Below are 20169 nucleotides of genomic sequence, written 5' to 3'. Positions count from 1 at the left end.
CTTGACCGCTAGGACCTGCCCCACTGCGGTGTGCAGCGCCCACAATTCATCAATGGACATCGCGTCAAGGTGATCTCGATCCATGCCACCCGACTCCTTGCAGATTATCCCAAGATGCGTGACTGAGGGAGATGCCCAGCATTCTAGGCCAAGTCTCAGGCTACAATTAAGGCCGATAATATTAAATTATTAAATAAATAATATATTAAATTCTGAAGTCGCCATCCCGCAATCGCCTTAAAAAGGGGGCAGCAGAGTGACGCGGCTCCCGGTAGGCTCGGCGAAGCACCGCTCGCAGCCGCTGGCATCGTCGCGTGCACGGCGAAGGCCGCCGCCAGCAGCGGCGCCGACCAGGGCCAGGGCGAGCCAGCCGACCGCGGTCGAGATGCCGTTGTACGCCTCCAAGGCCTGGCCCGATGTGCAGCCAGAAATACCCGTGGCGAGGCGGCAGTTCCTATTTGAAAGTTGGCGCGCGCCATATCTGGGCGTTGTGGGAGGCCGGGGCCGCTGGAGGTGCTTGGCGCTTGGGGAAGCACTGTGAGCCTACTCACAGCTCTAATCGCCGTTCTGGTCGCTTCAGCACCTTGGCAATACTGTTCTTCCCGAACAACTTAATCATTCCGGGACTGCACCAGATCAGCAAGGTTGGCTTTGGCTCGATCTATTCTGGCGCTTCTGCCTGCCGCATGCAGAAGCCAGTTGTGGTGAGATCACGCCGCGCGGCCTGCACCTCGTGCAGCGCATGATCGATTGCCTCGGTAACGTTGTTGCCAGCCGACTGCCCTCGCTTCGAGGAAGATCCGCCCTATCAATTCCGAAAGCGTCGATACCTTTGCGACGGCGATTCAACGTTCGACAAGTCGTCTTTACCCAGGATCGCAGGAACGAGTTCGTCGTTCACAACCTTTTCCATTACAAATCGCACAAGCTTGGAGCGGGAGATTCCACGTTCCTTTGCTGCCTTCTGTAGATACTCGACTTCCAAGGGAATAACGATGTTCTTGATGGCCACAACGTGTCCGATGCTCTTTGTTTGCTCTCGTTTCTTGACCAGCAAAGTTGGTGAGAATTGGAAAGCACTGTGACAATCGACTAACGTATACACACCTAAGTTCTGCAGGATGCTGCATTGAAACGGTATGAATTTACGTCACACCAGCAAAGAATACCTTCAATCATCGCGGCGCTGGTGTCCTGGTCTATTGCCATTGCGATCATCACATCGCTCTGAGCGCCGATCGGTGGCCAGGCGAGGTGCGGCTGTCTAACGTCGAGCCCCGTTTCGTTTGCGGAGGTTGCGGCAGCCGCGGCGCTGAGGTCAGGCCAGATTTCGATAGCGGCAGACCACCCCAATTTGCAATTCAGAAATGAAGCATTGCCCGCGTGAGCATGCGACAGCTGGACAGTCCACAAAAAGACGACCTCAGCAGCTGGGCGCAGCTGAGGCCGTTAGGATGTGCTCCGGAGCTCTTGGGGACACCGGAGCAGAGGCCCAATTGCCGAAATTGCCACTTGTTCCCGACTCGTAAAAAGCTTCGAAATTCCTATCTTTCGCCCATGCGTATGGCGTACGAGCTCTGCCTGGCCACGGCCGGCAAGCAGGTCCCGGACGGGCCGGATTGGATTCACGAAGTAAAGCACGACGGCTACCGGATGCTGGTCATTCGGGAGGACACCCGGGTGCGTCTACTCTCCCGCAACGGGACCGACTGGACCAAGCGCTATCCCTGGATCGCTGAGGCGGCGCTGAAGAACCGAGAGAAGCACTTCGTCATGGATGGTGAAGCCGTGATCCTCGGCGTCGACGGTATCTCTGATTTCAACGCCCTGCACTCCCGCAGGCACGACCATGAAGTCCAGCTCTACGCTTTCGACGTGCTGGCAGTTGGTGGCAACGACCTACGCGACCAACCGCTCCACCTGCGAAAGACGAACCTCGCGCGGCTGTTGGCGCGCCGGCCCGACGGCATCACCGTTGCGCCGTTTGAGCGCGGCGAGATCGGCCCTGAACTATTCCGGGCCGCCTGTCGAATGGGCCTTGAGGGGCTGGTCTCTAAGCACCGCGATAGGCCGTACCGTGGCGGTCGGCAGAAGCACTGGATTAAGGTGAAGAACCGGGCGCACCCCGCGATGGAAAGGGAACTGTGATGGCTTACAGGCAAGGCGCTCGCGAGACAATGGCGAAGAGATCAGGCGTGACGTGGGTGACTCCTGATCGCGTTCCCGACATCCACACCGGCGAACCGTGGTCGGACATGGCCGTTGAGGACTTGCAAGAGCAATGGCGGACAGGTGCTGATCTGGAAGAACTCAGCCGTTATCTCTGCCGCGATTGGCGAGACATCAGTCGGAAATGCGCGGAGCTTGATCTTGATCTGGTCCACCAGCCGCAGCGTCGCAGGGGCTTTTTGCAAAAGCAGAAACGTCTAGCCGCGAAACAGGGTAATGTGGAGAATAGTGAAGATGGCGCACCTCACCCCCGCCGAGCAGATCGAACAGAGCTATGACCTCGCCATGATGGCGCTGGCCAACTATCTCACGCAAAAGCGCGACGCCTCAGCTACGGTCGACAGACTGATCAGCATCCTCGACCGCGATAGCCTGCGCGATGCCATCACCGAGGTGTTGGTCGATTCCCGCGTGCATCCCAGGCCAAAGGCGGACGAGACCGCCCGGCGAAAGAATCGAGCCGCTGGCCCGTCAGCGTAAACCGGCGGGCTAAAAACAAGGCGGACCCTTAGTTCAATCGTGGCGGAGCTTGTTGGCTAGCGCCAGCAGGTCATTGGCGGCCCCTTTGGCGACCTGCCGAGCTTTCTTGGTGCGATCCCGGAAAGTGTCTCGAGGAGGCATCTTTGCTATCGCTTCTTCAAGCTCGACCGCGATAGCCGTGTAGCGCGCGAGCAGCCTCGCGAGCGCATTGCGCTCGAGTTCACTCTTTGCAGCCCGCTGCATGCGCTCGCATTCTGCAATTTGCCCGCGAAGTAGCTCGAGGTGCGCTCGCATGTAATTCATGGCGTTCAGCGCATTGTACCACAAGAGGCCCGCCAGCGTGAACCGGCGGGCCTTGGCACTGTCTTTTACTTACGGCGCGGTTGACTTTTTCACCGCGGCTTAGGTGTGCCGCTCTTCGATGGTCCGTAATGTGCTGAGTTTCGCCCTCCACCCGGCTTACCATCCATTTTGCCGGCTGAGGCCGGCGATGTCATGAAACCCGCCGCCACTACGGCGGCTCCAAATGCGACGATGACGAATAGGGCGATAGCTCTGCAAAGTGCCATGTACTGCTCCTAATTCGGTTTACACAAAATGCTACAGGTCGTGTAGCTCACCAGCCTATTCCAGAGCAGCTTCGCCAGCGAGTCCTTCCTCAATGTTTCCCGCTCCCGCTGTTGCCGTCTACTCCCAAAGGCCGCGGCTCACGTTGTCGCCCCTGGTACCTCTCGACCTGTCGAACACCATGATGGAAAACCTGATTGACCCCGACCGCCCGAAGTGGGTCGAAAAACGCTCAGAGCAGTTCCTTGCTGTTACTCAATTTTACAAAGAGGCCGCTTCGCTCTTCGCTCCCTATATGAAGGCGCACCAAAAGGCCTAGGCGGAACTAGGCAATTCCTGGGTTCGGATACACGATTCGCCGATTAAACCCGCCCAGGTCGTCGCTCATGGCTTGGCCTTGAAGGGCATTGGCTCGAGCAGTTCAACCGCATCGCCTCGCCGGTACTCAGGTCCGTTTCCTCGCTTGCGCCTGCCCAGCGAGGAGCGAGCGCGGATGATCTCGGTGCCGGTGACGCGCTCGCCGCAGGGCCGCTCCTGGATCGACGATAAAGAGCGCGCCGGGTGACGGGCAGCCTGTCTTTCAGACGTTCAAACAGGCTTGCCGCAATAGCCGCGCGAGGCTGCACAGCCTTGCGATTTGCCTTCACACTCTCGTGGAGGGCGGAGAGATCGATCTTATCCAGAGCGTCCAACCAGTCGCTGCCGAACCAAGCTGGGTGAGCGAGCAAGAGATCCGACACGGCAGAGATAACCGGTGCGGTCAGCGCCCGTTCGTTACCTGCGCTCTCCACAATCGACAGCAGAACCTCGCGTAGATGGGACTCGCCCCAGTCTAACAGCAGCCTTTGTAACGTTGCCGCCGCACACGTTTCTAACGCCTTGCCCCCGAGACGACGTTGGGCAGGCGCTACAACGGCGATTCCAAATTCGGAGCAGATTTTGGCAACATCGGACATTGCAGGCATCGGCGTACAACAACTCTGCGTACTGCGGTACAGGATTATGCGCGACCACAGGTCTAACGATGGCGTGCCCTTGGCTGGAAGTCGCCTCGATCAGTGGCGCGTGCCTTCCCTAATTAATGCGTCGGCACAGCTGATTCCGTTCTGCCAAACCCCCACCTAAAACCGTGCTTCGAGCGGGCCTTCGCAGACCCTGTAGGGGTCCAGAGCTGAGAAGGTCCGCCCCCCGGGCGCGGTTACATCCGCCGTCGCCCGGGTTTGATGGCTAGGGCGAAGCCCGCCCCGCCAAATGGTTAAAGGCCTCACATCCAGATCTGCGGCGTCAGGTTATCGACAGGAGCGCCAGCCTGCTGGATCGCGTCGGCAATGGAGCCATTGTTGGTTTCGCCGCCGGTATCGACGCTGAGCGCGCTCTGGGTCGCGCTGACGATCTTGTACTGGACCAGGCAGAAGTCGGTGTTGTCCTGGATCTCCGTCCAGCCGGTGGCCGGCGTTCCATTGCCGGTGTTCAGGCGCGCGCAATGGATCAGGAAGTCGTTGGCATTTGACGTGGTGATTGACCGCGCGCCGGACGTCCCTGTATTCGGCAGCGCTCCGTTAGGGTCGAACGGCGTGAACGTATCCGCCCCGCTGATGCCCCAAGCCGTGGCCGTGAGGAAGCTGCTGTCCCCCGCACCGAGACTGACCGTGATGGCGTTGTTGAACGCCGCAACTGACGTGGTCCACCATAGCTCGATGATGAACGGATCGGCGCCGGCCGTTGCGCGTCGCTGCCAGGCGTGGCCTCCGGTGTCGGTAACGCTGTCGACCGGGGTGCCGTTGATCTGGATCGCGATCAGAACGACGACATTGCCGCTTGACGTCGTCAGCGTCCCGACAGCCAGCGATGAGCCGGAGCCAACGGCATGGACTGAACCGTCTAGTAAGAGAGCCATTTATCCTCCCATGTTGGCGGGCATGAGCTGCCCGGTGTCGAGGTTGTAGTTGTCGTGCCAATCCACGATGGGCGGCCCGGTGGGAGCCGCGCCGCAGGAAATGGTCATGGCGGCGTGTCCCCACTGCTCCAGAAGGTGAAGGCGGTACCTGTAACCATGTTGACGTTGTCGTGGAAATTTCCGTCAGGCCCTGAGGCGGCGTAGTTGAACACGACAGAATTCGGGAAACCGCCACCCTTTAGTCTCGCGTAGTTGTGGTGGACGTCGATCAACTGACTTCCTGGCGTGTACGGCGACACGTAGAAGTTAACATGCTGCGTGTCCGAGACATAGAACGTATTGTGATTGATCGTTCCTCCGTACCACGGACCACCCGGATCGCCGCAGATGCCCTGCACGGCCCCACCACCACTGATCTCGGCACAGGTGTTGTACGAAAAATCAATTTCGGTAATTGCACCGCCATAGGTCTGCACCCAATCTGGATGCCAGCCTAGGGACGAATTGTATCCGGTGTCGTTCCAGACGTTGTACCTGCAGGTCCACTTCGAGATGGTGCCGTCGTCGTAGTACGACGAGATACTGAAGATGTCGCACGCGACATTGTGAATCCAGTTGTACTCGAAGATGTGATCCCCGTTCGCCCGGTAGTCTATCAAGAACTCAGGAGCGTTTGCGTCTGCGCTCGTGACGCCGCCATCAAACTCGCAGTAGCGAATTGTCGTGCCGGGATTGCCAGCGCCGGGTTGGTTCCTGATCCAGAGCGTGTTGTATCTGAATTTGCAGTTGGTGATGGTGGCGTTGTTTCCACCAATTTGGCTCACGCTTCCGACATTGAGGTACCAACCACCTCCCATGCTGAAGTCGTATCCACTGATGGTTACGTTATCGCCGAGAATAGTGACTATGCGCGAGCCCGTGTCGACGCTGACGCCAGACATGCTGATGGTCGCCGGATCTTTCAGTGTGACGCCGGTATTGATGCCGGTGCGATAGTCAACGCCAGCAACATTCCAGGGCGGTCGCACTGCCATGCCGCTCAACAAGTTTGGAAATTGCGCCGTTCCGGTCGGAGCATTCGCTGCTCCATCACCAGAGCTGACCCCGGTCGACGCCGTGATGGTGACGGTCCCAGTGTTGCTGCCGAGCGCGTTGGTCGCCTGCACCGTGAGGCTGTATGTCTGCGCCGTCAGGCCCGATGCGCCTGCGGAGGTGACGGTGATCAGCCCGGAATTGTCGATCGCGAAATAGCCGGCGGAGTTACCAGCGGTAATTGCCCAAGTCGTCGGGGTGCCGCCTGATGCTGACACTGTCCCGATGGCCGTCCCTGCCGCCGCCGGGATCGAAAGCGCGAAAGAGAAAGTGCTGACAACAGGCGCCGTGCCGACGGTTACGCTGATCGCCTTCGGCGGGCTCGTGCCGAAACTGTTCGATGCGGTGACCGTCAGATTATAGATGTTGTCGGGCGGCGCCGCCGAGAGACCGGTACGCATATTGCCGCTGGAATAGATGGCGAAGAAGCCCGAGGGATTCCCGGCGGTGATCGCGTAGGACGTCGGGCTGTTGGTGGCATCGACGTGCCCGATGAGCGCGTCGAAGCCGGGGTTGGTGCCAAGCGTGAATGAGGTCGAGGTGATGACCGGGACGCTTCCCAGCCCGGACCGCCATGACCAGCGCGCGGTTGCCTTGCCGGACAATGGCGTCGTCCCGCCGGAGGCGGCCCTCACCCGACTGCGGGAGAAGGCCTTGCCGACGAGCGAGATCATGCCCGGAACGGGAAAGCGGACGCCAACACCAAAGCGCATTGTTATGCTCCGTCACTATCTCGATGCGGAGGGAGCAACCGCCCGGCCCGTCGGCGGCCGTCTCGCGTCGGCCAAGGTTCGTACTCGAGGCGCATCCCCAGCTTGGGAATGAGGCCAATCTCTTTGAAGGCCTTGGCGTGAACGAAAACATCGGCGCCGCCGTCGTCTGGCCTGATGAAACCGTAGCCCTTCAGGTCGTTGAATAATTTCAAAGTACCGCCGTTCATTTCGTCCTCGACAGGTGTTCGATCTGGTCCAGAAGCCGGTCAAAACGTTCTTCCGTTTCCAGCACCAGGCGCTCGGCCTGGCCCGCATCTGGCGCGCTGGCGTCGACGTGAAGGTTCGCGCGCAGCTCCCGCATTAACTCCCTGCGCAAGGCGTCTGGCACCGAGCGCAGCAGCATGCTGAGCGATGTCGCCAGCATCACTTCGCCAACCATCTGACGGATCGCCACGCGGTCGAGCCGGTCTTCGAGGGACTTCACGCGGTCCTCGAGCTTTCGTCGTCGTCTCCACATCGTCACAGCGGCGAATTCCCCGCCGAGCCGACATGCGGTGCAGCCGGAGCCGCGGCGTCGGGACTCGACTTACCGGTCGAGCCGACGCCGTTGGCGGTATACTGCCCGACAAGCTTGATCGCGTTCTGCGCGCCCTGGACCAAAGCCTCAAAATATTGAGACGCCTTCACCTCGATGATGTTCTTGACCTCACCGTGCACTTCGGCAGACCCGGTAAGTGTGGCCTGTACGTTAGCTCCTTCGAGCGATTGCACCGGTGGCATCGCAGACTTTCGAGGGTCCGCATTCGGCATCGGGATGGTCGGCCCACCGCCACCAAGTCCCGTGCGCTTCGCTGCTGCCGCGAGTTCTTCCTTGGTAACGACCGGTGGCATCGTTGCCAGGTCATTGGACTGATCGATCGCGCGCTGAAGATCGAACTGGCGTATCCTGAGACGCCCCTTTGCCTCATCGCCGATTGCCCACGAATCCAGCTTGGAGTCGAGGTCCCGGCGCTGCGCTTCCATATTTTCACGACGGTTGCGCTCATCCGTTGGCGTGTTCCACCAATTCTGGATCGCATGCAGGCCGGGCGACGACTCCGGCATCTTCCCGGTGCGCGTGAACGTCGCATAGTTCGCGAAGTCGCCCGCTACTGTATTCATCGCGCTGGTTATGGTTTCGAGACCCATAAATGCGCCGCCGAGATCCAGCGCTTGCGTCTTCAATCCCTCAAGCGCCAGCGCCGCGTCTTTGGCTTGCAGATCAGGAACGCCCTCCAGCCCCGTCGTCTTGCGTCCGCGGGCGCGCTCTACGAGCGACTCGTCGATCAAGTTCGTAGCCATGAGGTCGGCGGCGTTGCGGGCCGAGAAGTGACTTTGCAGCCATTTGACGGTCTTGCCCTTGTCCTCCTCGCTCATGTGCTCGCCGAAATGGACGCCCTGCTTTTCCAGTAGCGGCTTGATGTGCTTTTGCGTCCACTCGTAATTATTTGAGATGTAACCTTCAGTATCGACGAGCTTGCCGTTCTTGAGCAGCCCGCTCTCAGTGAGTTCGCCCTTGACCTTTTTTGTCATGCGGCCACCGACCAGCGCCGAAAGCCCCGTCGCCAGCTTGTTGCCAAACCCGGAAGTGTGCGATGCCAGGATCGGGAAAACATTCTCCATGTAGTCCTTGGACAATCCGTACTTGGCCGAGGATGCCGCCGACAGGTCCGACCGGAATTGCTCGCCGGTATAGTCCGGGTTGGCCGCCTTCGCCTTCGACCACATGTTCATGCCGGATGCGAATTCGGCAGCGCTGTTCGCCTTACCAGCACCTTCGAGCGCTCGGACGACCTGCTCCAGTTCGTGCTCGTCACCGCCGGATATCCGGTTGGATATCCTTGCGCGCGCGTATGTGTCCGCGATCTCCTTGGCCCGGTCGAAACTCCCGAGGCGCGATGCATTCTTGCGGAGATCGTCGAGGACGTCGGCCCTGGAAATGGTCGGGTACCTCGCTGACAGGCTATCGGCGAGGATGTTGGCTTCGCCGAGCTGGCTATCGCTCAGGCCCATCTGTTCATAGCGGACTGCTGCACGGTTCTGGGCGCCGGCCGTCTTGACGGTGGCCCTGACCGCGTGACCGGCCATATAGGCGCCGCCTACGAGTCCTGCGGCGTGCAGGCCGAAACGTGCCGCACTAGATGCTGCGCTAGCGAAGAACCTCTTATGTGCCTTCTCGGCGTCGTCGACACCAGCCTTGATGTTTCGCCAATGGTCGACCGTCTTGCCTTGCCATTCGTGGATCGCGCGAAAATAATGATCAGCCTTTGGCCGGCTCTGCTTCAGCGTATCGTTAAACAGCGCGAACTCTTTGCGCACGCCCTGCAGTTGCTTCTCGGATAGCTGAAGGCTTTTGAGCTCCTCGAACATATCGCCCGTAAACTTCAAGGGCTTGATGCCTTCGAGCGCCTTCGCGTTCTTCTCGACCGACTTGAACTTGGACGCGATCTTGTCGAGCGTCGACCCGGTTTTGTCCGACGCCTGAATGACGGCGGTAGCGGTAATTGTCTTGCTCAAACGAGCGGCTCCTCAGTCGTGTTGTCGGAATGGCCCCCTCCTGGCCATCCGGGTACAAGGGTAGGAGGGGCGCCGCGCGGCGTCTGACAACCGCGCGGCGCGGACGCCGGCAGCTCGAGATGCGTGCCCGCCGGCGGCGATTGATTTCGGGGCTCAGGTCAGGCTGCCACGCTCTCCGCCGGCTCGGCGGGAGCATCGTCGACGAGTTCGATCAACTCGCGCCGCTCCGCGGCCTCGACGATGCGGCCGCGGTCGAACAGCAGGCCGGGGCCATCGAACCGCGGCAGCCGCAGGACCGTCGCCAATGGCTCGACATACAAGCGCTCGCCGCCTTCGAGATAGCGGACTTGCCGAAACCGTTTGCGGACCACTGGTGTCGCTCTCGAGCTGACGCCGCCGGCGGGCGGTATGATGCCGCGCTGCTCCGAAATCTCATGGATCAAGTCCGGATCTCCGACGAGCTCGCCGGTACGCTCGAAAACCCAGAGGTCGATGACGTCCTCTGCGAGATTCTGTCGGGGAGCTGGGGCGCGATAGCGGGCGATGTGGTCGCCAGAAAGCAGAGGCGCATCGTCGTCACCAAGTTCACGATTGAACAGCTCGACGGCCTCGGCATTGAGCTTTGCCTGCTCGGCCAGCGCCAACAGAACCGCTGCCGCCTGTGCGCCTTCCTCGGCAATGCGGCTGGCGAGCGCCTTCGATTGCTGTTCTAGTTCTACGCGACGCGCTGCCCTGGCTGCGACGGCGGCATCGGTTTGTTCCTGCTGTAGGTCGGCCTCGAGCTTCTCAACGAGAAGCGCCAGCCGCTCGGCTTCAAGTGCTGCTGCCTCGTGCGATAGGCGCCACTGCGAATATGTTTTCGAGCTTTTGACGGCCTCGGCCTGCTGCTCGTCCGAGGCCGTCAGCGCCGCGGTTGCCGCTGCTAGATCGGCGCGGGCCTCCTCGAGTTGTCGTTGAATCTTTGTCACGTGACGCTCTCGTTTCCATGTGCATCTGATTGCTGATCAAAAGTTATCGCAAGCTGCGCGTCCGCCGCCACCGACACCGCGAACTTCGCGGACACCGCGAACGATGCCACGCCAGCCTCGACCAGATCCGCGAACGGATCGAACAAATCCACGTTGACGAACCATTGGCCATCTCGAAACTTCTTGGCCCACTCAGGGTGATCGGCGCAGATTCGCCTGACCGTATGCGGCTCGAACGGAAAGCGCCGAAAGGCTCTCGCGGCCAACTCCCATCGGGGACGTGCCGTCGGCTGATTTCTCCGTATAGCGGGCGCCGGTTTGACCGGTGCCGTCGGGGTGCGGGCCTGTGACCGCATGTCTTCAAGGGCCTGTATCGCCGCCCGGTGAACCTCGATTGCCGCGGCGATACGCTCGTCGTCGATCATTGCGTCGGTCACAGTTCGACCTCCTGCAACGTGAATACCTTCCATCTTCGGCGGCGGTACAGGACCCGGATCTTACCCTTGGCGACCAATGCACGAAGCGCACGCCGCACCGAGACAAGCTGCGCCTCGGTAACGTACCGGCGATGCGCGGGTCTGACGATGAGCCGCCGACCGTAGGCGACGCCGGCGATGTCGTGCGCGCTGAGCATGTCACGGCGTGTCAGGATCTCGACAATGCATCGGCGAAGCGCGAACGGTCGTCCCGCGAAACCTGTTCTGCACCTATATGGCGCTACCACCGCCGCCTCCGCTGACAACAAAACCAGGATTTCGGCCGGCCCGGCTACGCTGAATCCATGCCGCGGTCGCCGCCGCATGGGCCAAGCCCGCCTTACGGTCCCTTGGAAATTTCGCGCGAATTCGCCCTCTCGCCGCCCCTGGCGCTGCCGCTGGTGCGTTGGCTCCGCGCGAGGTCGAGAAACAGCGGACTGCGCATGAACGCTCGCAAGCGGCGATTGTAGGAGGCCGATTGCCGTCGATGTGGTGGTCTATGGCGAGGGTTTGCCCGACGGCGGCGAAGCGGCCCTCACTGTCGCACTGCATCCCGCCTACACCATTCATCCAGAGCCTGCACGGGTCAGCGCGTAGGCGGCGTGCGCACTGGCTTGGGCTGGCTTGCATCACGCTGCACCGCCACGCGACTTGGCCTCAGAACCGGCGAACCTAGTGGCTAACCTAGATATGGGCTGCACGTCGGTACCATCCCGTTGCACCGATATGGGCTGCACGTGGGAGCCACTTCCCCCGCCAGGTGGTACGAGCGTGCAGCCCACCTCTGGTACCGACGTGCAGCCCACTGTGGTACGAACGTGCAGCCCGGGATTCTGTTTTTTGATGACGGTCTGCTTGTGGGCGTTCCAGCGGCGTGACGGCGCGACATGGGGTTCAAACACCACGCCGTCCCATCGCAAAAAGTCTTTGGTCGGCGTTTCTAGTTCGTTATTGCCCTTCCGGGTTGGCATGTCGGTGATGCGCCAGTGTGTCGCTTTACCCCTGCCCTCGATGCCAAGGCTTGCGGCCTCGGTCTGCACGATGAAGCCGTAGTGAACCAGCTCGCGGTACCAGTTCGCGATGTCGTTCCGACTCTTATGCCCGAGCTCTTCGCAGGCATCGCGGTGACTGAGGTAAACGTGTCCATTGTTTTTGACGCAATGCGTTCGCAGCGCGGTGAACAGCGCCCTAGCCCCGAAGGAAAGCTGCCGATACGCAGGCGTCGCCAAGGTTTCCCGGAACAGGGGCACGAACGGCGGGAGTTTATCGCGCGATCTGTCCTTCCCGCTCACGCGCCACCCATGACAGATTTTGCCTGGAGGAACTCTGCATACATGGCCGCCGTCATGCCGTGCAGTTCACGGTCGATCAGGGTCTCAGCAATGCCGCGTCTGCGCATCGAGTCACGTTGAGCCAGCAGCTGGCGCTCGACATATCGCACAGCAGCGTCCGGATTCATGCGCGCGGCATGTGTAGCCTGCTTCCGGATAAAGTCACGGCGCCTTGCGATCGGAAACGGAAGGACTTCAGCCATTGGTGATTTCCTCTCGGTGTCGGGAATCTCGCCGCAGCCAGGCGGCCCGCGCGACCTCGTGGGCTGCCACGGACTCGGCGAATTGCCGCGTCTCGAATGGCCCAAGCGGCTCGATCAGGTCGACCTCGAACAGGCCGTCGTCACGCTGGACTATCGGCTGGGGCTGCATCACGGCGCCTCGGCCGCTTGCGCACCGACGAAGCATCGAGTGCCGTCAGAACTAGTGACCTCGCGCCACTCGGCATTCTCGAAGTGGCCGTTCGCCTCGATCTCGGCCCCCTCGTCCGCGATCCGGTGGCGTCTGTTCAGCTTGCGGTCTTGCTCGAAGGGACAGTTGCCGAAGGCGGCGCCGCTGGTGGCCAGCCTCACTTGTTCTGGGGTCAGCGATCCGGCGACAATTCGGTAGGTCCGACGGCCTTTGAGGGCTTCGGAAAGCGCTTGTTTTATAGATGTTCCGGAGCCCAACTTTTTACGGCCGGTAGGTAGTAGCCTCCCCATGGTCCCGTAGCGTTTTTTGGCCGCTAACTCTGATCGGCACCTTGGGTGATGGCAGGCCAGCCCCCTGCTCGATTTCCGGCCCTCGCAGATGACGCACTTGGCCTCGAAGTGGAGCCGGGCGCACCCCTTGCAGCAGAATGCGGAGAGCGGGTTCTCCTCTGGAGCGGGAAGCTTCACGCGGCAGCGCCGGCAGTGATGCTTGGCTTCCCCCGTTGGCCGCAAACTCATGTCTCGATCCCCAGCATCCGCCGCAGTGAAGCGGTGACGACCGCCTTGCGGTGACCGAGGTCGATCACCTCAATCTTTCCGCGCTTGATCGCGTCATAAATGCCATTCCGTTTGAGCGGCAAAATGCCTGACGCGATCAGCTCGGCAGGCGTAATCGTCGGGCGGTTCAGCAATTCCTTGACTTCATGTGGCGTCATTTGACGAGCCCTCTTTGGTGGTTGAGGAAAATGTGAGCACTCGGGGCGTTTCCCCGGTTAGGTGTTCGCTGTGACTATGGATATTGCAGAGTGCCGGCGCTTGTGCTATGGGTAGCCTTCATTTTGTTATGACAAAATAAGGCAAATCATGACAGCAACGCCGAAGAAGAGGCGACCTGGCGGGGGGCGTAAGGCTACACTCCACAAGGTCTCCACATTCTCGACGCGCATCACCGCGGAAACGCGGGGAGCTCTCGAGGTAGAGGCTACGAGATCCGGACTCTCGATTTCGCAATTGGCGGAAAAATTGCTCGAGACTGGCTTAAAAGGTCGACGCTACCGAAGTGACGTGGGCAGCCCCGTACGCGCACTGGCTTTAGTGATTGAGAACATCGACCAGGAGAGTAAATCGAGCTCGGCGGATGGAAGAGATTGCGAGTGGCATACGGACCCCACGATTTTCGAGACGTTCCGCATCGCCGTCGGCAAAATGCTTGAAAAGCTTCGGCCTGCCGGTGAGATCGATACTTCGCTGGACGGGCCTCTCATCGGACGATCTCCGGAGGAACAGGCGGAGGCCATCGTTCGCCGCGTTTGGTCGGGCTTATTGGCGGCCGAGCCACTCACGCCCAAGCAGGTTTCCGAATTGCTGGAGCAGCGAGGCTGGAGCCGTCGCTCGCAGGAGGCCACAGCCGCGTGGCTGGACGGAATGTACAATGCAGTGGACGTGCGCAAGGCGTTGAACATCAAACCAGACAGGAGCCAGGAGAAATGAAGGGACATGTCCGAGAGCGTGGCGCCGGTCACTGGTACGCCGTCATCGATACGCGCGACGTCAAAACGGGCGCTCGCAAGCGGAAATGGCACTCCCTGCCCGGCTGTACCGGCAAGCGTCAGGCCCAGGTTGAGGTTGCTCGGCTGGTTTCAGAGTTGAAAGGTGGGACGTACATAGATCCGTCAAAGCTGACCGTCGGCCAGTGGATCGATCAATGGATTGAGGCCGGAGCACCGGGGCGTCGGCAGAAGAAGCCCAGTCAACGGACATTAGAGAGATACGGGCAACTACTGCGCACGCATGTTAAGCCCTCGCTCGGCAATCGGCTGTTGCAGAAGTTGCAGGCGACCGAGATCGATAAGCGATACGCCGATATGGCCGAGGCCAAGGCCATTTCCCCGCGCACGCAGCATCACGTTCACATCGTCTTCGGTGCATGCCTGGCGACCGCGCACCGCAAAGGCCTTCTTCTCGTCAACCCCATGACGCGCGTCGAGCAGGTCCCGAACCCCGAGGGGCACATCTACGAGACAGACGAGGAGACGGATTCGGACGATATTGGCGAGGGCCTGACCGAGGCCGAGCTTCGGACGCTGGTGGCGGGATTCGAATCCACAAGCCAATATCCCGTTGTTGTGCTGGCGGCCGCCACGGGGGCTCGCAGAAACGAACTGTTGGCCCTCCGCTGGAGCGATCTTGACGTCGAGAAAAAGAGCCTCCGCATAGAGCGAGCCTTGGAGCAGACGAAAAAGTTCAAGATCCGGATCAAGCCGCCGAAGACGAAACGCGGGCTGCGCACGATCGATTTGGACGACGCCACCATTGCCATCCTGCTGAAACAGAAGGAACGGCACCTGCGGATCGTGGCGGGCATCCCCAAGGATGCCGGTACCGTTGACCTCTCTCTCGTGCGCCTGCCCGGTGCGGCCCTGATGTTTCCGGCACTGTTCGGCCCCGGCCGCGGCGTGTCATTCACGACGCCACGCGACCCGCGCAACTTCTCGAGGGAGTTTGCGGAGCGGGCCGGGCCCCTCGGGTTCGGCAAGACCCGATTCCATGATCTGCGGGGCATCCACAGCACCGCCCTCCTCGATGCTGGCATTCCCGTGCACACGGTTGCCCAGCGGATCGGCGATGATCCGGCCACCCTGCTGCGGAGCTACACGAAACGAAAGCGCCTGAAGCAGGCAGACGAAAAGCTCTCCAGCACCATCACAGGATTGGCGGCCGGATTTCTCGGTGCTGGAACGATTCGGTAGCAAAGCGGTAGCAGCACCCGCCTGGACCGTAAGGAAGTTCGTCTAAGACGTTGATTTCATGGCAGGAGTGGCAGGGCTCGAACCTGCGACCCCCGGTTTTGGAGACCGGTGCTCTACCAATTGAGCTACACTCCTACAGACCCCGCGTCGCCTTAGGATCAGGGCCGCTTTCAAGCACAGGGGACGGCCGGTTTGCAAGGGTGAACCGCGCCGGCTTCGCTTGTTTGTGCCGGGGTTTTGGGGCCACAGTCCATTCCAGATAATCAAGAGCAACCGGGAGCGCCCATGACCGCCACAGCCGCCCAACACGCCACGATCGCGCCGCAGACCCCGCCTCTGCCGGAAGCCCGCCCCGAGACGCTCGGGCTGTCGCGTCCCCGCCTCCAGGCCATGTCGGACGCCTTCAAGCGCGAGATCGACAGGGGAACCGTTCTCGGCGTCACCGTGCTGGTGGCCCGCCGCGGCCAAATCGGCTGGTTCGAGGCACTGGGACGGCAGAGCCCGACGGGCGCGGCGCCGATGGCGCGCGATTCGATCTTCCGGATCTTCTCGATGACCAAGCCGATTGTCTCGGTCGCTATCATGGCGCTGATCGAGGATGGCCATCTCCTTCTCAGCGACGCGGTCGCCAAGTTCATTCCGGAGTTCGCCGAGCAAAAGGTCGGCGTGGTCAGCGGCGGCCGGCTCAACCTGGTTCCGCCGAGGCGGCCGATGACGGTGCAGGACCTGCTCCGTCACACCTCGGGCCTGACCTACGAGCACCAGGGCGACGGCCCGGTGCACAAGCTCTACCAGGAGTCCCGCGTCCGCAGCCGCAAGATCACCAATGCCGAGCACGCCGCGCTGGTGGCGAGCTTTCCGTTGATCTGCCATCCCGGCGACGAGTTCAACTACAGCCGCTCCACCGACATCCTCGGCCGCATCGTCGAAGTCGTCAGCGGCAAGTCGCTCGGCGCGTACCTCGCCGAACGCGTCCTCGCGCCCTTGCAGATGGCCGAGACCGGCTTTGCGACGCCCGAGACCAATTCCGGCCGCCTCGCCGAACCGTTCGCGGCCGATCCCTGGACCGGCGACAAGGTCGCGCTCTTCAACATGCTCGAGCAGCCGGTGATGGAGTCCGGCGGTGGCGGGCTGGTCTCGACCACGATGGATTATGCGCGCTTCTGCCTGATGCTGCGCAACGGCGGCACGCTCGACGGCAACAGGATCATCGGCCGTAAGACGCTGGAGCTGATGGCGTCCGATCATCTCGGGCCGCATGTTGCAACAAATGGCACGCTGCTGTCGCCCGGCCACGGCTTCGGTCTCGGCTTTGCCGTGCGCCGCGAGGCCGGCATCGCGCCCTTCCCCGGCAGCGTCGGCCAGTATTTCTGGAGCGGCATTGCGGGCACGTTCTTCTGGATCGATCCGAAGGAGGATCTGTTCGCGGTGTTCATGAGCCAAGGCCCGGGCCAACGCGACTATACGCGTACGCTGGTGCGGGATCTGGTTTACGCGGCGGTGGAGTGACCCGAAGGGTCATTCCGGGGCGATGCAAAGCATCGAACTATGGTGCGCAATTGCGCACCTGAGAATCTCGCGATCCCGGGTTCACGCTTCGCGTGCCCCGGGATCACGCCAAAGCCTCAACTGATCGTCGCGCCGCCGTCGATCACCATGGTCTGCCCGGTCATGAAGTCGCCGGCCTTCGAGCCGAGGAACACCGCCGCGCCCGCGATCTCGTCTGGCATGCCGATGCGCAAGAGAGGCGAGCGCGAGGTCGAGGCTTTCAGATTCTCCGGATTGTCCCACAGCGCTTTCGCAAAGTCGGTCTTGATCAGGCCGGGCGCGATGCAGTTCACGCGGATATTGTGCTTGCCGTATTCGCAGGCGAGGTTGCGCGCGAGCTGCATGTCGGCGGCTTTCGAGATCGCGTAGGCACCGAGGATGGTCGAGCCCTTGAGGCCGCCGATCGACGAGACGATGATGATCGAGCCGTCCTTGCGCTCGATCATCTGCGGCACCACCATCGAGATCAGCCAATTGTTGGCGACGATGTTGTTGTCGAGGATTTTTCTGAACTGATCATCGGAGATGCCGGCGAGCGGACCGTAGTACGGGTTCGACGCCGCGTTGCAGACCAGCACGTCGATCTTGCCGAAAGCGCGGTTGCTCTCGTCGACGAGGTTTTGCAGATTCTCTTTCGAGGAGATGTTGGCGGCGATCGCGACCGCGGTGCCCTTGCCGAATCTATCGTTGATGCTATTGGCCACCTGCTCGCAAACGTCGGCCTTGCGCGAGGAGATCACCACCTTAGCGCCGTGCTCGGCCATACGCTCGGCGATCGCGAGCCCGATGCCGCGGGTCGAGCCGGTGATGACGGCAACTTTCCCCTTCATGTCGAACAAGGTCATGTTTCTCTCCCAGAGTATGATTTGACTTGGCTTTGAACCTTACGCCGCAGCCGCGCGGCCGGACAACGGCTCACGCAAGCTTCTTGACTTCCGGTCCCGCAGGCTGGTGCATCGCTGCGTGCGCAGCATCGGCGATCCACGGCTGCTGGTTCACCATCGGCAACCGCCAGACCGTGCGCTTGGGGCTTGCGAAATGATCGAGCCGCGTCACCGAGCAATTGTCGATATCGAATGCGAGCCCCTGCTCCGGCAAGCCGCCGAGCGCAAGGCCTACGGCCGCCTTGATGGTGCCACCATGCGCGACCGCGATGATGTCCTGCCCGGCCGCTTCCACATTGATCCGTTCGATGGTGCGCCGCGTGCGATTATAGAGGTCCATGAAACTTTCGCCGCCGGGCGCGGGCTCGTTGATGTCGGCGAACCAGCTGGCGCCGACGGGGCGGCTCGCGATGAACTCGGCGCGGTTCATGCCCTGCCAGCGGCCGAGATTCTGCTCGGCGAGATCCGCTTCCCATTTCATCGACGCAGGCCGTGGAAAGCCTGTTGCCCAGATCGCCTCGGCCGTCTGATGTGTGCGCATTAGATTGCTCGAATACCAGACTGCGTTGCGTGGCAGCACCTTGGCAACAGCGTTGAACACATAGGTGTCGCTGATGTCGCAGGCGATGTCGGACTGGCCGTAGATGTTGCCGCCGTCATCGCGCACCGGCGCGTGCCGGACCCACCACCACCGTGTCGTGACCACATTCGGCTTGTCTGCGCCTGCCATCGAAACCCTTCCATCCCGCGTGATGTCGCTGTACGTCAGTAGCGAACGTGTCTCAAGACACTTTGCCGTTTGAAATGTTGTTTGAAATTCCGTCGCGCGGCAAGGGCCGCGTGCGAGCCAAAGGGAGAAGCGCATGGGCCGCTTGCAAGGCAAATCCGTCATCATCACCGGCGCCGGCAGCGGCATCGGCCGCGCCGCTGCGCTGCTTTTCACCAGGGAAGGCGCAAAGCTCATCGCCGTCGATCGCACCGAAGCGGTGAAGGAGACCGTCGAGGAGATCAAGAACGCCGGTGGCATCGCGGAAGCCATGATCGCGGATGCCGGCTCCGAGACGGACGTCATCGCAATGATCGACAAGGCCGTGAAGGCGCATGGCCGGCTCGACGTGATCTGGGCCAATGCCGGCATCTCGGGCGGGCTCATCCCGCTCGCCGAGCAGACGGTGGAGCACTGGCAGGAGATTTTGCGCGTCAACCTCATCGGGCCGTTCCTCGCGGTGAAATACGCGATGCCGCACATGGTCAAGCAACAGTCCGGCGCGATCGTGCTGACGGCGTCCGTCGCCGGCCTCAAGGCCGGCGCCAGCGGACATCCCTATGCGGCGAGCAAGGCGGGCGTGATCAGCCTGGTGCAGACCACAGCCTATTCGCTCACCGGCACCGGCGTGCGCATCAACGCGGTGTGCCCCGGCCTGATCGAGACCGGCATGACCAAACCGATCTTCGACCGCGCCAAGGAGCGCGGCACTCAAGACAAGATCGGCCAGCTCAACCCGCTCAAGCGCCCCGGCCAGCCGCACGAGCTCGCGGCGATGGGACTGTTTTTGGCCAGCGACGAGGCCTCGTACGTGAATGGTCAGGCATTCCCCGTCGACGGCGGCCTGACGGCATCGATGCCGTATACGGGCAAGCCGGTTTAACTGAAGGTCTCGTGTCCCGGACGCGACGCAGCGCGCAAGCGATGTGGCGCAGAGCCGGGACCCAGCAGGCCACCGCACTAGCGGATGGGCCCCGGCTCGGCAGCGCACCGCTGAAGAAGCGCTGCGCTGCGTCCAGGGCACGAGCGGAGAGTTTTGTCGCGCGCCTGTATCAACATCGTCATTGCGAGCGCAGCGAAGCAATCCAGAATCTATCCGCGGATACATTTTTGGATTGCTTCGCTGCGCTCGCAATGACGGAGTGTGGGGTGATGGCATCGCGCTTTCAATTCGCTTTCAATTGCAGACACACCTTCGCATCTTCGCGGCTTGTTCGCCCGAGCTCTGCTTCGATGCCTTGCCCTCATCATGAAAGAGGGCGCAGGGAAGACCGGGAGCCGGTTGGCTCCCATGGGCCGCCATGCCAAGAGCAGATTGCGTGTGCTTCATGCATAGCGGACAACAGGGCAACCGGAGACATCCCGGCCTTCCCTGCGCGGATGGTTGGAACGGCTTATGTCGCGCTCTTGTGTCTGGGAAATCTGCCAGAATGTGCAAACGGGCGGTTCTCGCAAAACCGCCCGTTGCTGGATCTGAGCCCGGTCGCGCTCAAAGGCCGTGA

General features: G+C 61.4%; 23 protein-coding genes and 1 tRNA gene. 7 read left to right on the top strand and 17 right to left on the bottom strand.

Translation table 11 applies throughout. The annotated features are described in order from the left end of the window. Nucleotides 1-1557: 1557 nt before the first annotated feature. Entirely contained in the window at nucleotides 1558-2148 is a 591-nt protein-coding gene (locus IVA78_RS00910) for an RNA ligase family protein (RefSeq protein WP_247463820.1), read from the top strand. Nucleotides 2149-2463: 315 nt separating this feature from the next. Then, nucleotides 2464-2709 (top strand): hypothetical protein, encoded by a 246-nt coding sequence (locus IVA78_RS00905; RefSeq protein WP_247463746.1) that lies wholly within the window; start codon nucleotides 2464-2466, stop codon nucleotides 2707-2709. Nucleotides 2710-2742: 33 nt separating this feature from the next. Here the strand turns inward: IVA78_RS00905 and IVA78_RS00900 are convergent, their stop codons facing one another. Continuing rightward, nucleotides 2743-3036, bottom strand: coding sequence for a hypothetical protein (locus IVA78_RS00900; protein WP_247463744.1), 294 nt, complete (start codon nucleotides 3034-3036; stop codon nucleotides 2743-2745). A 334-nt stretch (nucleotides 3037-3370) separates the two neighbouring features. Here IVA78_RS00900 and IVA78_RS00895 point away from each other — a divergent pair, with 334 nt between their 5' ends. After that, nucleotides 3371-3595 carry a hypothetical protein gene (locus tag IVA78_RS00895; RefSeq protein ID WP_247463741.1) on the top strand — a complete coding sequence of 75 codons (225 nt, stop codon included), beginning with the start codon at nucleotides 3371-3373 and terminating at the stop codon, nucleotides 3593-3595. Nucleotides 3596-4540: 945 nt separating this feature from the next. On the opposite strand, the gene IVA78_RS00890 is transcribed toward IVA78_RS00895, so the two are convergent. The 13 genes from IVA78_RS00890 to IVA78_RS00830 form a co-directional block, all read right to left on the bottom strand. Further along, nucleotides 4541-5173 carry a hypothetical protein gene (locus IVA78_RS00890; RefSeq protein WP_247463737.1) on the bottom strand — a complete coding sequence of 211 codons (633 nt, stop codon included), beginning with the start codon at nucleotides 5171-5173 and terminating at the stop codon, nucleotides 4541-4543. A 104-nt stretch (nucleotides 5174-5277) separates the two neighbouring features. Beyond that, on the bottom strand, nucleotides 5278-6978 hold the full coding sequence (locus tag IVA78_RS00885; RefSeq protein ID WP_247463734.1) for a cadherin repeat domain-containing protein: 1701 nt from the start codon (nucleotides 6976-6978) through the stop codon (nucleotides 5278-5280). Between the two features lie 2 nt (nucleotides 6979-6980). After that, nucleotides 6981-7205, bottom strand: a complete 225-nt coding sequence (locus tag IVA78_RS34465; RefSeq protein ID WP_276017348.1) for a cold shock domain-containing protein — start codon at nucleotides 7203-7205, stop codon at nucleotides 6981-6983. After that, a complete protein-coding gene (locus tag IVA78_RS00875) occupies nucleotides 7202-7462 on the bottom strand; it encodes a hypothetical protein (protein WP_247463731.1) in 261 nt (86 codons plus the stop codon). The genes IVA78_RS34465 and IVA78_RS00875 overlap by 4 nt, the downstream gene beginning before the upstream one ends. Nucleotides 7463-7497: 35 nt before the next feature. Beyond that, nucleotides 7498-9534: a hypothetical protein gene (locus IVA78_RS00870; RefSeq protein ID WP_247463728.1), complete on the bottom strand. Its 2037-nt coding sequence runs from the start codon at nucleotides 9532-9534 to the stop codon at nucleotides 7498-7500. Nucleotides 9535-9692: 158 nt separating this feature from the next. Continuing rightward, nucleotides 9693-10502 (bottom strand): hypothetical protein, encoded by an 810-nt coding sequence (locus IVA78_RS00865; protein ID WP_247463725.1) that lies wholly within the window; start codon nucleotides 10500-10502, stop codon nucleotides 9693-9695. Further along, nucleotides 10499-10939, bottom strand: coding sequence for a hypothetical protein (locus tag IVA78_RS00860; RefSeq protein ID WP_247463722.1), 441 nt, complete (start codon nucleotides 10937-10939; stop codon nucleotides 10499-10501). Before IVA78_RS00860 ends, IVA78_RS00865 begins: the two co-directional genes overlap by 4 nt. Next, entirely contained in the window at nucleotides 10936-11136 is a 201-nt protein-coding gene (locus IVA78_RS00855; RefSeq protein ID WP_247463720.1) for a hypothetical protein, read from the bottom strand. The genes IVA78_RS00860 and IVA78_RS00855 overlap by 4 nt, the downstream gene beginning before the upstream one ends. 471 nt (nucleotides 11137-11607) lie before the next feature. Next, a complete protein-coding gene (locus tag IVA78_RS00850; protein WP_247463717.1) occupies nucleotides 11608-12270 on the bottom strand; it encodes a helix-turn-helix domain-containing protein in 663 nt (220 codons plus the stop codon). Next, entirely contained in the window at nucleotides 12267-12512 is a 246-nt protein-coding gene (locus IVA78_RS00845) for a DUF6074 family protein (RefSeq protein WP_247463712.1), read from the bottom strand. Before IVA78_RS00845 ends, IVA78_RS00850 begins: the two co-directional genes overlap by 4 nt. Beyond that, nucleotides 12505-12681 carry a hypothetical protein gene (locus tag IVA78_RS00840; protein WP_247463709.1) on the bottom strand — a complete coding sequence of 59 codons (177 nt, stop codon included), beginning with the start codon at nucleotides 12679-12681 and terminating at the stop codon, nucleotides 12505-12507. Before IVA78_RS00840 ends, IVA78_RS00845 begins: the two co-directional genes overlap by 8 nt. Continuing rightward, nucleotides 12681-12881, bottom strand: coding sequence for a hypothetical protein (locus IVA78_RS00835; protein ID WP_247463706.1), 201 nt, complete (start codon nucleotides 12879-12881; stop codon nucleotides 12681-12683). The genes IVA78_RS00840 and IVA78_RS00835 overlap by 1 nt, the downstream gene beginning before the upstream one ends. Before the next feature lie 353 nt (nucleotides 12882-13234). Continuing rightward, nucleotides 13235-13411, bottom strand: coding sequence for a hypothetical protein (locus IVA78_RS00830; protein ID WP_247463703.1), 177 nt, complete (start codon nucleotides 13409-13411; stop codon nucleotides 13235-13237). Nucleotides 13412-13730: 319 nt separating this feature from the next. On the opposite strand from IVA78_RS00830, the gene IVA78_RS00825 reads away from it, so the two are divergent. Further along, nucleotides 13731-14210, top strand: coding sequence for a hypothetical protein (locus tag IVA78_RS00825; RefSeq protein ID WP_247463701.1), 480 nt, complete (start codon nucleotides 13731-13733; stop codon nucleotides 14208-14210). Beyond that, nucleotides 14207-15469 (top strand): site-specific integrase, encoded by a 1263-nt coding sequence (locus tag IVA78_RS00820; protein ID WP_247463698.1) that lies wholly within the window; start codon nucleotides 14207-14209, stop codon nucleotides 15467-15469. Before IVA78_RS00825 ends, IVA78_RS00820 begins: the two co-directional genes overlap by 4 nt. 59 nt (nucleotides 15470-15528) lie before the next feature. On the opposite strand, the gene IVA78_RS00815 is transcribed toward IVA78_RS00820, so the two are convergent. Then, nucleotides 15529-15604, bottom strand: a tRNA-Trp gene (locus IVA78_RS00815). A gap of 150 nt (nucleotides 15605-15754) precedes the next feature. On the opposite strand from IVA78_RS00815, the gene IVA78_RS00810 reads away from it, so the two are divergent. Further along, nucleotides 15755-16978: a serine hydrolase domain-containing protein gene (locus tag IVA78_RS00810; protein WP_247279353.1), complete on the top strand. Its 1224-nt coding sequence runs from the start codon at nucleotides 15755-15757 to the stop codon at nucleotides 16976-16978. A 116-nt stretch (nucleotides 16979-17094) separates the two neighbouring features. Here IVA78_RS00810 and IVA78_RS00805 read toward each other — a convergent pair whose 3' ends face one another. Together IVA78_RS00805 and IVA78_RS00800 are read right to left on the bottom strand one after the other, a co-directional pair. Then, the gene (locus IVA78_RS00805) at nucleotides 17095-17862 is read right to left on the bottom strand and encodes an SDR family oxidoreductase (RefSeq protein ID WP_247279352.1); all 768 of its coding nucleotides are present in this window, start codon (nucleotides 17860-17862) and stop codon (nucleotides 17095-17097) included. A gap of 70 nt (nucleotides 17863-17932) precedes the next feature. Beyond that, entirely contained in the window at nucleotides 17933-18631 is a 699-nt protein-coding gene (locus tag IVA78_RS00800; protein WP_247279351.1) for a histidine phosphatase family protein, read from the bottom strand. A 133-nt stretch (nucleotides 18632-18764) separates the two neighbouring features. Here IVA78_RS00800 and IVA78_RS00795 point away from each other — a divergent pair, with 133 nt between their 5' ends. Beyond that, nucleotides 18765-19550 (top strand): SDR family oxidoreductase, encoded by a 786-nt coding sequence (locus IVA78_RS00795; protein WP_247279350.1) that lies wholly within the window; start codon nucleotides 18765-18767, stop codon nucleotides 19548-19550. The last annotated feature ends 619 nt before the right edge of the window (nucleotides 19551-20169 follow it).

The sequence above is a fragment of the Bradyrhizobium sp. 137 genome (assembly GCF_023074095.1).
Lineage (GTDB): Bacteria > Pseudomonadota > Alphaproteobacteria > Rhizobiales > Xanthobacteraceae > Bradyrhizobium.
The sequence above is the reverse complement of the archived record's forward strand: the minus strand, read 5'-3'. Positions and strand labels throughout refer to the sequence as shown.